The sequence below is a fragment of the Streptomyces sp. NPDC047043 genome, assembly GCF_040644055.1.
In the GTDB taxonomy this organism is placed as follows: Bacteria; Actinomycetota; Actinomycetes; order Streptomycetales; family Streptomycetaceae; genus Streptomyces.
In genome coordinates, this window is the sequence record NZ_JBEYVO010000026.1 from 180,148 (window position 1) to 190,750 (window position 10,603).

Genomic DNA, 10,603 nt, shown 5'->3' on the forward strand with positions numbered 1-10,603 from the left:
CGGGCGCGTCGTGACGGACGCGTCGACTGATGGAATCGCTCCCACTGGTGTCAATGAAGCTAGCGCCAAGTGACGGCAAAGGACAGGGGAGTCACAGACTTTCCTGACTTTCCCTCAACTAAATCGCGTCGAATCTTTTCGACTCTTCAAGCACCTTGACCACCCTCACCCCCTTCCCCACTATGGGAGCGCTCCCACTGGTTCAAGGCTTGTTGCTCCTCCCCTCCCCCCACTTCTTGTCCCGAGCCGCAAGGAGGAACCAGCACATGCATCCCAGAAGGAGACGCCGCGCCGTGCCGCGGTTATGGACAGCCGTCGTGGCTGCTCTCGCACTTCCGCTCACCATGCTCGGCACCGGCACAACTCCCGCCCAGGCGGCGGCAGTTCAGTGCAGCGTCGACTACAAGACGAACGACTGGGGCTCCGGCTTCACCGCGGACCTGACGATCACCAACCGCGGCACGGACACGATCGACGGCTGGACGCTGACGTACGGCTACTCGGGCAACCAGAAGCTCAGCAACGGCTGGAACGGCACCTGGTCCCAGTCCGGCACGGCGATCACCGTGAAGGACGCCGGGTACAACGGGAAGATCGCCGCCGGCGCGGCCGTCTCCACCGGCGCGCAGTTCACCTACAGCGGCACCAACACCGCCCCCACGAACTTCGCGATCAACGGCACCACCTGTGCCGGCGCGCACCAGCCGCCCGTCACCGTGCTGACCAGCCCCACCGCGGGCGCGGTCTACACGCAGGGCGACGCGGTCCCGCTCGCGGCCACCGCCGCGGCGGCCGACAACGCGACGATCAGCAAGGTCGAGTTCTACGACGACACGACCCTGCTGGGCACGGACACCAGCGCGCCGTTCACGTACTCGGCCTCCGGGTTGACCGTGGGCAGTCATTCCTTGCTGGCGAAGGCGTACGACAGCCTGGGCGCGTCCGCGGAGTCCACGCCGGTCGGCATCACGGTTGCCTCCGGCCCGGCAGTGGTCGCCTCCCCCACCCAACTGGGCGTCCAGCAGGGCAAGTCGGGCACGTACGACGTGAAGCTGTCCACGCAGCCTTCGGCGAACGTGACCGTGACGACGGCCCGCGCGAGCGGCAACAGCAGCCTGTCCGTCACCGGCGGCTCGACGCTCACCTTCACGCCATCCAACTGGAGCACCGCGCAGAAGGTGACCATCACCGCCGACTCCTCCGGGACCGGTTCGGCGTCCTTCGAGTCGACGGCGACCGGGCACTCCAAGGCGGCGGTCACGGTGACCCAGCTGGCGGCCTCGAAGGCGTACGACGCCCGGTTCCTGGACCTCTACGGGAAGATCACCAACCCGGCGAACGGCTACTTCTCGCCCGAGGGCATCCCCTACCACTCGGTCGAGACGCTGATCGTGGAGGCTCCGGACCAGGGCCACGAGACCACGTCGGAGGCGTACAGCTACCTGCTGTGGCTGCAGGCGATGTACGGCAAGGTCACCGGTGACTGGACCAAGTTCAACGGCGCCTGGGATCTCATGGAGAAGTACATGATCCCGACCCACGCCGACCAGCCCACCAACTCCTTCTACAACGCCTCGAAGCCGGCGACGTACGCGCCCGAGCTGGACACCCCTGACGAGTACCCGGCGAAGCTCGACACGTCGGTCCCGGTCGGCTCGGACCCGATCGCATCGGAGCTGAAGAGCGCGTACGGCACGGACGACGTGTACGGCATGCACTGGCTGCAGGACGTCGACAACGTCTACGGCTACGGCAACGAGCCCGGCAAGTGCGAGGCCGGGCCGACGGCCACGGGACCGTCGTACATCAACACCTTCCAGCGCGGCGCGCAGGAGTCGGTGTGGGAGACGGTGCCGCAGCCGACCTGCGACGCCTTCAAGTACGGCGGCACGAACGGGTACTTGGACCTGTTCACCGGCGACTCGTCCTACGCCAGGCAGTGGAAGTACACGGACGCCCCGGACGCCGACGCGCGTGCGGTGCAGGCCGCGTACTGGGCCGATGTCTGGGCCAAGGGGCAGGGCAAGGGCAGCGACGTGTCGGCCACCGTCGGCAAGGCGGCGAAGATGGGCGACTATCTGCGCTACGCCATGTACGACAAGTACTTCAAGAAAATCGGCAACTGCGTCGGGCCGTCCACATGTGCGGCCGGCACCGGCAAGGACGCCTCGTCCTATCTGCTGTCCTGGTACTACGCATGGGGCGGCGCGACCGACACCAGTGCGGGCTGGGCCTGGCGCATCGGCTCGAGCCATGTGCACGGCGGCTACCAGAACCCCTTGGCAGCCTACGCGCTCAGCTCGTACGCCGACCTGAAGCCCAAGTCCTCGACAGGGGCGGCCGATTGGGGCACCTCGCTGACCCGGCAGCTGGAGTTCTACCGCTGGCTGCAGTCCAACGAGGGCGCCATCGCGGGTGGTGCGACCAACAGCTGGGCGGGCCGTTACGCGACCCCGCCGTCCGGTACGTCGACCTTCTACGGCATGTACTACGACCAGCAGCCCGTCTACCACGACCCGCCGTCCAACCAGTGGTTCGGCTTCCAGGCGTGGTCGATGGAGCGAGTGGCCGAGTACTACCAGCAGACGGGGAACGCGCAGGCCAAGGCGGTCCTCGACAAGTGGGTCGACTGGGCGCTGTCCAAGACCACGATCAATCCGGACGGCACCTATCTGATCCCGTCGACGCTGCAGTGGTCGGGCCGGCCCGACACCTGGAACGCGTCAAGTCCCGGCGCCAACAGCGGACTTCACGTCACGGTCGCCGACTACACCAACGACGTGGGTGTGGCGGCCGCGTACGCCAAGACCCTGACGTACTACGCCGCCAAGTCCGGTGACACGGAGGCGAAGACGACGGCGAAGGCGCTGCTGGACGGCATGTGGAGCAACTACCAGGACGGCCTGGGCATCGCCGTGCCGGAGACCCGCGCGGACTACAACCGCTTCGACGACAGTGTGTACGTCCCGAGCGGCTGGAGCGGCAAGATGCCGAACGGCGACGTGATCAACTCCTCGTCCACGTTCAGCTCGCTCAGGTCCTTCTACAAGAACGACCCGGCCTGGTCGAAGATCGAGGCCTATCTGGCGGGCGGGGCCGCGCCGTCGTTCACGTACCACCGTTTCTGGGCGCAGGCGGACATAGCCCTCGCCATGGGTTCGTACGCGGAGCTCCTCGAATAAGTCCCCGCCGGGCGCTCCGTGGGTTGGGCCGTGTTCGGCTGCGGGTCCGCTGTGGCTGGTCGCGCAGTTCCCCGCGCCCCTGAAGGGCGCAGCCGGCACCGCCCACTCCCCCGGAACCGTCCGAGAGCTCCGTGTGCGTGGGCCCCGACACCGGACGCCGGGGCCAACAGCCGGGCGGCCCCCACCCGCACTGGGGGCCGCCCGGCACTCGCACACCAAGTGGAAAGCGCTTACCGGCCTCTCTGTTCTGTCCCCGGTTCCCCCACTCCGGAAAGGACCCGCCGTGCGAAGAACCCGTATCCTCACGGCCGTGCTGGCCCTCGCGGCCGGCCTGCTCGCGGGCAGTCCGCCCGCCCTCGCCGCGAGCACCCCCAAGGTGACGCTCGCCGCCGACACCTACACCTGGAAGAACGCCCGGATCGACGGCGGTGGCTTCGTCCCCGGGATCGTCTTCAACCGCAGCGAGAAGAACCTCGCCTACGCCCGCACCGACATCGGCGGCGCCTACCGCTGGCAGGAGTCGGCGAAGACCTGGACGCCCCTGACGGACTCGATCGGCTGGGACGACTGGGGGCACACCGGCGTGGTGAGCCTCGCCTCCGACTCCGTCGACCCGAACAAGGTGTACGCGGCCGTCGGGACGTACACCAACAGCTGGGACCCGGGGAACGGCGCCGTGCTCAGGTCGGCCGACCGCGGCGCCAGTTGGCAGAAGACCGCCCTGCCCTTCAAGCTCGGCGGCAACATGCCCGGCCGTGGCATGGGCGAGCGGCTCGCGATCGACCCGAACAAGGACAGCGTGCTGTACCTGGGCGCACCCAGCGGCAAGGGCCTGTGGCGGTCGACGGACTCCGGCGTGACCTGGTCGCAGGTGACGAACTTCCCCAATGTCGGTAACTACGTGCAGGATTCGGGCGACACCAGCGGGTACGCGAGCGACAACCAAGGGATCGTCTGGGTCACCTTCGACGAGTCCACCGGCACCTCGGGAAGCGCCACCAGGACCATCTACGTCGGGGTCGCCGACAAGGACAACGCGGTGTACCGCTCGACGGACGCGGGGGCGAGCTGGACCCGGCTGGCCGGGCAGCCGACCGGCTACCTCGCCCACAAGGGCGTCCTCGACGCCAAGAACGGCTACCTCTATCTCGCCTACAGCGACAAGGGCGGCCCGTACGACGGCGGCAAGGGTCAGCTGTGGCGGTATGCGACGGCGACCGGCACCTGGACGAACATCAGCCCGGTGGCGGAGGCCGACACCTACTACGGCTTCAGCGGTCTGAGCGTCGACCGCCGGCACCCGGGCACGGTCATGGCGACCGCCTACAGCTCCTGGTGGCCGGACACCCAGATCTTCCGCTCCACGGACAGCGGCGGCACCTGGACCAAGGCGTGGGACTACACCTCGTACCCCAACCGCTCGAACCGCTACACGATGGACGTCTCGTCCTCCCCCTGGCTGACCTTCGGCGCGAACCCGTCCCCGCCCGAACAGAGCCCGAAACTGGGCTGGATGACGGAGGCGCTGGAGATCGACCCGTTCAACTCGGACCGGATGATGTACGGGACGGGCGACACGCTCTACGGCACCGAGGACCTGACCAAGTGGGACAGCGGGGGCCAGTTCACGGTGAAGCCGATGGTGCAGGGTCTGGAGGAGACGGCGGTCAACGACCTCGCCGCTCCCCCGTCGGGAGGCGCCCAGCTGTTCAGCGCCCTCGGTGACATCGGCGGCTTCCGGCACACGGACCTGACCAAGGTCCCGTCGATGATGTTCACTTCGCCGACCTTCACGACGACGACCAGTCTGGACTTCGCGGAGACGAACCCGAACACGGTCGTCCGCGTCGGCAACCTGGACTCCGGGCCGCACATCGCGTTCTCGACGGACAACGGCGCCAACTGGTTTGCCGGGACGGACCCTTCGGGAGTGAGCGGCGGCGGGACGGTGGCCGCGGCCTCCGACGGCAGCCGGTTCGTGTGGAGCCCGGCGGGCACGGGCGTGCAGTACACGACCGGCTTCGGCTCGTCCTGGTCGGCGTCGAGCGGCATCCCCTCCGGTGCGACCGTCGAGTCCGACCGGGTCGACCCGAAGACCTTCTACGGCTTCAAGTCGGGGAAGTTCTACGTCAGTTCGGACGGCGGCGCGACCTTCACGGCATCGTCGGCGAACGGCCTCCCGAGCGGCGACAGCGTGCGTTTCAAGGCGCTGCCCGGCACGAAGGGCGACGTCTGGCTCGCGGGCGGCGCCTCGGACGGCGCGTACGGCCTGTGGCACTCCACGGACGGCGGGGCGAGCTTCACCAAGCTGTCGAACGTCGAGCAGGCCGACACGATCGGCTTCGGCAAGGCGGCGACGGGAGCCTCGTACCAGACGCTGTACACCAGCGCGAAGATCGGCGGCGTACGCGGCATCTTCCGCTCGACCGACAAGGGCGTGAGCTGGACCCGTATCAACGACGATGCCCACCAGTGGGGTTGGACGGGTGCGGCGATCACCGGTGACCCGCGGGTCTACGGGCGGGTGTACGTCTCGACCAACGGGCGAGGCGTCATCTACGGCGACACGTCGGACACCGGTGGCGGTGACGGCGGCGGGGGCACGGACCCGACGCCGACGCCCACCGGTGCCTGCACGGTGACATACAAGATCACCAATCAGTGGTCGGGTGGCTTCCAGGCCGACGTGCAGCTGAGCAACACGGGGTCAACTGCCTGGAGCGGCTGGTCACTTGGGTGGACCTTCGCGGACGGCCAGAAGATCGCCCAGCTGTGGAACGCCGACCACACCCAGTCGGGTGCGGCGGTGACCGCGAAGAACGTGGGCTGGAACGGCAATGTGGCGGCGGGTGCGTCCGTGGGCTTCGGGTTCACGGGGAGCTGGTCGGGGTCGAACACGAAACCGACGTCGTTCGCGCTGGGTGACCAGAGCTGCACGGTCGCCTGACCCGAGCAGGCTGTCACGGTGAGTGTTGTTCGAGTTGCGGAGCGCAGCGGATCACGTGAGTCTGATCAAGGAAGTATTCCCATACCTGTCGAAAGGGACAGATATGTCGCAGCGCACACGCAAGACGACTCGCGCCCGCATCGCGGCGGTCCTCGCCGCGCCCGTACTCACCGTGACCCTGCTGGCGCCGTGCGCCGCTGCGGCCGACACCCCCGCCAAGTGCGAGGGGACAACCCATGTGTCCCTCCTGGGCCACGAGGCATGTCTCACGCCCTCGGACGACGAGACCTCCTCCAAGGGCGACAAGGGCGACAAGGGCAACAAGGGCGACGACGATCCCCTGGCCAGCATCCTGGGCGTCGTCACCGGCCTGCTGGGCGGCCTGTTGGGCGGCCTCGGCGGCGGCTGAACCGATGCGATGAGGCGGTCGCCCGCAGCCGGCGGGCGACCGCCTCCGTGTCACGGGGTGTAGACCGTCAGCCTCGGTGCCGTCGCCATGCCGTTGCCGATGAAGAAGCTCGGGTGCGGCGGCTGGTTGTAAGCCGTGTTCTGCCAGGCGATGCCCGTGCGGTACATCGTGTCGTGCAGCAGAGTCGTGATCCTCGTGCCGGTCTCGTACGGCGTGGAGTAGATCCGCAGCGCCGTGTTGTCGCCGGTCGGCCAGACGACCTCCTCGCGCCAGTCGCCGAGGATGTCGCCGGACAGGGACGGCGTCGCCTTGGTGCTGTTGTTGGAGTGGACGCCGGAGCCCGTCAGCAGGCGGGTGTCTCCCGAGGTGCCGTACTTGTCGATGTGGGTGCCGTCCAGGAGTTCACGCGTGGTGTCCCCGTCCCACCAGGACAGGAAGTTCACGGAGGACGGTTCGCGGCCCTTGGTGGCGCCGGCCTCGTCGCGGATGGACGAGTCGGACGCCGACCAGACCTCCGCTCCGTCGTTTCCGGCGTAGATGTCACCGGCCACGCCCCGGCCGTTGTCGCAGCAGGGGTCGAGCTTCCAATTGACCGTTCCGTTGGCCGGGTTGATGTACAGCTCGGCGGGCTGGGAGCCGGATTCGGAGACCTTGAAGTACTCCAGGCCGGCGTGCGAGGGGTCGAGGTCGCCGAGGTGCTGGGCATCGCCGTGCCCGGTCTTGGTGGTCCACAGGCCGTTGCCGTTGTCGTCCACGGCCATCGCTCCGTAGACGATCTCGTCCTTGCCGTCGCTGTCGACGTCCCCGACCGACAGGCTGTGCGAGCCCTGACCGTCGTACCCCTTGCCGGAGTTGGTCGACGAGTTGGTGTCGAAGGTCCAGCGCCGCGTGAAGGAGCCGTTGCGCCAGTCCCAGGCGGCGAGCACCGTGCGCGTGTAGTAGCCGCGCGCCATGATCAACGACGGTCGTGCACCGTCCAGGTACGCCGTCCCGGCGAGGAAGCGGTCCACCCGGTTGCCGTACGAGTCGCCCCAGGACGACACCGTGCCGCGGGCCGGGACGTAGTCGACGCTCTGCATCGCCTTGCCGGTCTGCCCGTTGAACATGGTCAGGTACTCGGGTCCGGAGAGCACGTACCCGCTGGAGTTGCGGTGGTCGGCGGAGGAGCTGCCGATCACGGTCCCCGTTCCGTCGACCGTGCCGTCGGCCGTCTTCATGGCGATCTCGGCCTTGCCGTCGCCGTCGTAGTCGTACACCTGGAACTGCGTGTAGTGCGCGCCGGAGCGGATGTTGCGGCCGAGGTCGACACGCCACAGGCGGGTGCCGTCGAGCTTGATGCCGTCGACGATCGTGTTGCCGGTGTAGCCGGACTGGGAGTTGTCCTTGGCGTTGGTCGGCTGCCACTTCAGGACGAAGTCCAACTGGCCGTCGCCGTCGAGGTCTCCGACGGAGGCGTCGTTCGCCTCGTAGGTGTAGGCGACCCCGTCGGGCGTGGTACCGCCCGCGGGCGGGCTGATCGGCACGTCCTTGTAGCCGGTGCGGAACTGGACCGCGTGCACGGAGTCGGCCTGCTCGACGCCACCCACGATCGCCCGGACGGTGTAGTCGGCCTGGGCGGGCGCACCGGAGTGGAAGAAGTTCGTGGAGCCGGTGATCGGGGCCGAGTTGACCTTGGTGCCGGCCCGGTAGACGTTGAAGGACACGTCGTTCGGGTCGGTGCCGAGCCAGCGCCAGCTGACCAGGTTGCCGCTGTCGGTGTGCACGCTGACCACACCCCGGTCGAGCTTCTCGACCTGCCGTGCGGTGGCGGCCATGGGGGCCCCTCCCGCGCGAGTGAGTTCGAGCGTGGGGGACGTACCGGCGTTGAGCGCGGTGAGCCCTGCGGCCACGAGGGCCGCGGCGCCGGTCACCGCCGAGAGGAGGACTCGGCGTCTGCGGTGCTTGTGCGGGTGCTGCAAGGGACGAACCTCCAGAGAGGACGGACGGGTTCCGCACACTCGGTCGCCGCCGCTTGCCACCGCGTTGCCATGTCTTTACGCCAACTTGGCGTATCTTTCGGCCAGTTCGGCGACGGTCCGGGCGATGCGCTCGCGCAACTCCGCCGGCTCCAGCACCTCGATGTCCGCCCCCAGCCGCAGGAACTCGCCGTGCGCGTGCTCGACGGACTCGACGGGCACCGTGGCGAGGGTCCAACCGTCCTCGTCCGTACGGCAGTTGACCGCTCTCGGCAGCTGTACACCCGGTGCCAGGCGGACCAGTGCCTCACCGCGGTACAGGCGGTTGTGGAAGTCGCGCTGGTACGTGGTCCAGTAGGCGGCCAGGTCGAAGTCGTCGGGGCGGGTGAACTCCTCGTCGGAGGTGGCGAGTTCGAGGATCTGGTCGACGCGGAAGGTGCGCGGGCCGGGGCCCGACACGACGTACCAGCGGCCCGCCTTCAGCACCAGTCCGTACGGCTCGAGGCGGCGTTCCACGTCGGTGGGTTCCGCCCAGCGGCGGTACAGGACGTCGAGCACCCGGCAGTTCCACACCGCGTCGGCCACCGCCGGCAGATACGGCGTCTCCTCCGCGTCCGTGTACCAGCCGGGTGCGTCGAGGTGGAAGCGGCCGCTGATCCGGTCGGCGCCCGCGCGCAGCTCCGGCGGCAGCGCGGCACGGACCTTGAGCTGGGCGGCGGCCAGGACGGAACCGAGGCCCAGCTCGGCGGCCGGGCCGGGGGCGCCCGCGAGGAACAGGGCCTCGGCCTCGCCGGCGGTGAGGCCGGTCAGACGGGTGCGGTAACCGTCGAGCAGGCGGAAGCCGCCGGCGTGCCCTGCGTCGCCGTAGAGCGGGACGCCCGCCGCACTCAGCGCCTCGACGTCCCGGTAGACCGTACGCACCGAGACCTCCAGCTCCTCGGCGAGCTGGGCGGCGGTCATGCGGCCACGGGTCTGGAGGAGGAGCAGGATCGAGACGAGGCGACTGGACTTCACGTCCTCAGGTTCCCAGACTTCACTGACAGATGATGTCAGTGAAGTGGTCCTAGCGTCCTGGCCATGGCCTTCGAGGAAAAACTCCTGACCGTGCCGCCGCCGATCGAGGTGGCCGGGCGGCACATCAAGCGCTACCACGTCACCGCCGACCCGGCCGGTATCGCGCCGGACGTGGAGAAGGCGGCGTACGCGATCCTCCCGGAGCTGCTGCCGGAGGCGGACGGCACTCCGCCGGTGACCTTCGTCGTGGTGCACCGGGGCAACGACGACGGCGCCTACATCAACGCGTACAGCTGGGTGTGGGACAACGTCCTGCACTACGCGAACGCGGCGGCGGGCCAGCCGATGACGGGCTGCCCGGACCATGACCCCACCCACTTCATCAGGCCGGAACTGCCCTGGATCGGCTGTGTCTTCGAACTGCCGCCGATCCAGCACGAACGGGACGCCTGGGTACGGCACATGCTCGTGCCCGAAGTCCCGGACCTGGACGCCTACCTGGCCGACTCCCTGCCCGCAGGAACCACTGGAGAGCGCTCATGAGCAGCCCGCACGACTTCGACTTCTTCCACGGCGAGTGGGCGGTCGTGAACCGCCGCCGCACCGACTTCCTCGACCCGGACAGCGACTGGGTGGAGTTCCCGGCCACGAACCGCTGCTGGCCGCTGTTCGACGGGACCGCGAACGTCGACGAGATCGACATGCCGCACCTGGGGGCGAAGGGGGCGACCCTGCGCCTCTTCGACCGGGAGAGGGGGGAATGGTCGCTGAACTGGGCCGCGAGCCGCAGCGGCAAGCTCTTCCCGCCGGTCGTCGGCCGCTTCGACGGCGACCGCGGCGAGTTCTACGGCGACGACACGCACGACGGCAAGGACGTGCGCGTGCGGTTCGTGTGGGCGGATGTCTCCCCCACCTCGGCGCGCTGGGAGCAGGCCTTCTCCCTCGACGGCGGGGAGACCTGGCTGACCAACTGGACCATGGACTTCAGCCGCCCGAAGGCCGCCTAGGGCTCTTCTGATGGATCTCCGTGGGAGAAGGAGCGGCGTTCGGTGCGTGCTCTCGGCGTGCCGGGCGGAAGCCCTCGTAGCGGAGCTAC

General features: G+C 68.7%; 7 protein-coding genes. 5 read left to right on the plus strand and 2 right to left on the minus strand.

Annotated elements, in window-relative coordinates:
* Positions 1 to 266: 266 nt before the first annotated feature.
* The 3 genes from ABZ880_RS35680 (at position 267) to ABZ880_RS35690 (ending at position 6,538) form a co-directional block, all read left to right on the plus strand.
* Positions 267 to 3,182, plus strand: a complete 2,916-nt coding sequence (locus ABZ880_RS35680) for a glycoside hydrolase family 48 protein (protein ID WP_361271714.1) — start codon at positions 267 to 269, stop codon at positions 3,180 to 3,182.
* A gap of 283 nt (positions 3,183 to 3,465) precedes the next feature.
* The gene (locus tag ABZ880_RS35685; protein WP_361271716.1) at positions 3,466 to 6,129 is read left to right on the plus strand and encodes a cellulose binding domain-containing protein; all 2,664 of its coding nucleotides are present in this window, start codon (positions 3,466 to 3,468) and stop codon (positions 6,127 to 6,129) included.
* Positions 6,130 to 6,232: 103 nt separating this feature from the next.
* The gene (locus tag ABZ880_RS35690) at positions 6,233 to 6,538 is read left to right on the plus strand and encodes a hypothetical protein (RefSeq protein WP_361271718.1); all 306 of its coding nucleotides are present in this window, start codon (positions 6,233 to 6,235) and stop codon (positions 6,536 to 6,538) included.
* Between the two features lie 50 nt (positions 6,539 to 6,588).
* Here ABZ880_RS35690 and ABZ880_RS35695 read toward each other — a convergent pair whose 3' ends face one another.
* Both ABZ880_RS35695 and ABZ880_RS35700 read right to left on the minus strand, forming a co-directional pair.
* On the minus strand, positions 6,589 to 8,496 hold the full coding sequence (locus ABZ880_RS35695; protein WP_361271720.1) for a rhamnogalacturonan lyase: 1,908 nt from the start codon (positions 8,494 to 8,496) through the stop codon (positions 6,589 to 6,591).
* 75 nt (positions 8,497 to 8,571) lie between these two features.
* The gene (locus tag ABZ880_RS35700; protein WP_361271722.1) at positions 8,572 to 9,507 is read right to left on the minus strand and encodes a YafY family protein; all 936 of its coding nucleotides are present in this window, start codon (positions 9,505 to 9,507) and stop codon (positions 8,572 to 8,574) included.
* Between the two features lie 63 nt (positions 9,508 to 9,570).
* Here ABZ880_RS35700 and ABZ880_RS35705 point away from each other — a divergent pair, with 63 nt between their 5' ends.
* Both ABZ880_RS35705 and ABZ880_RS35710 read left to right on the plus strand, forming a co-directional pair.
* Complete coding sequence (locus ABZ880_RS35705) at positions 9,571 to 10,050, plus strand: hypothetical protein (RefSeq protein ID WP_361271724.1); 480 nt, start codon at positions 9,571 to 9,573, stop codon at positions 10,048 to 10,050.
* Entirely contained in the window at positions 10,047 to 10,514 is a 468-nt protein-coding gene (locus ABZ880_RS35710; RefSeq protein ID WP_361271726.1) for a hypothetical protein, read from the plus strand. Before ABZ880_RS35705 ends, ABZ880_RS35710 begins: the two co-directional genes overlap by 4 nt.
* The last annotated feature ends 89 nt before the right edge of the window (positions 10,515 to 10,603 follow it).

Excerpts from the sequence above, each read along its gene's own strand:
- ABZ880_RS35680 (WP_361271714.1), top strand. The coding sequence starts at position 267 with ATGCATCCCAGAAGGAGACGCCGCGCCGTGCCGCGGTTATGGACAGCC.
- ABZ880_RS35710 (WP_361271726.1), top strand. The coding sequence starts at position 10,047 with ATGAGCAGCCCGCACGACTTCGACTTCTTCCACGGCGAGTGGGCGGTC.
- ABZ880_RS35690 (WP_361271718.1), top strand. The coding sequence starts at position 6,233 with ATGTCGCAGCGCACACGCAAGACGACTCGCGCCCGCATCGCGGCGGTC.
- ABZ880_RS35705 (WP_361271724.1), top strand. The coding sequence starts at position 9,571 with ATGGCCTTCGAGGAAAAACTCCTGACCGTGCCGCCGCCGATCGAGGTG.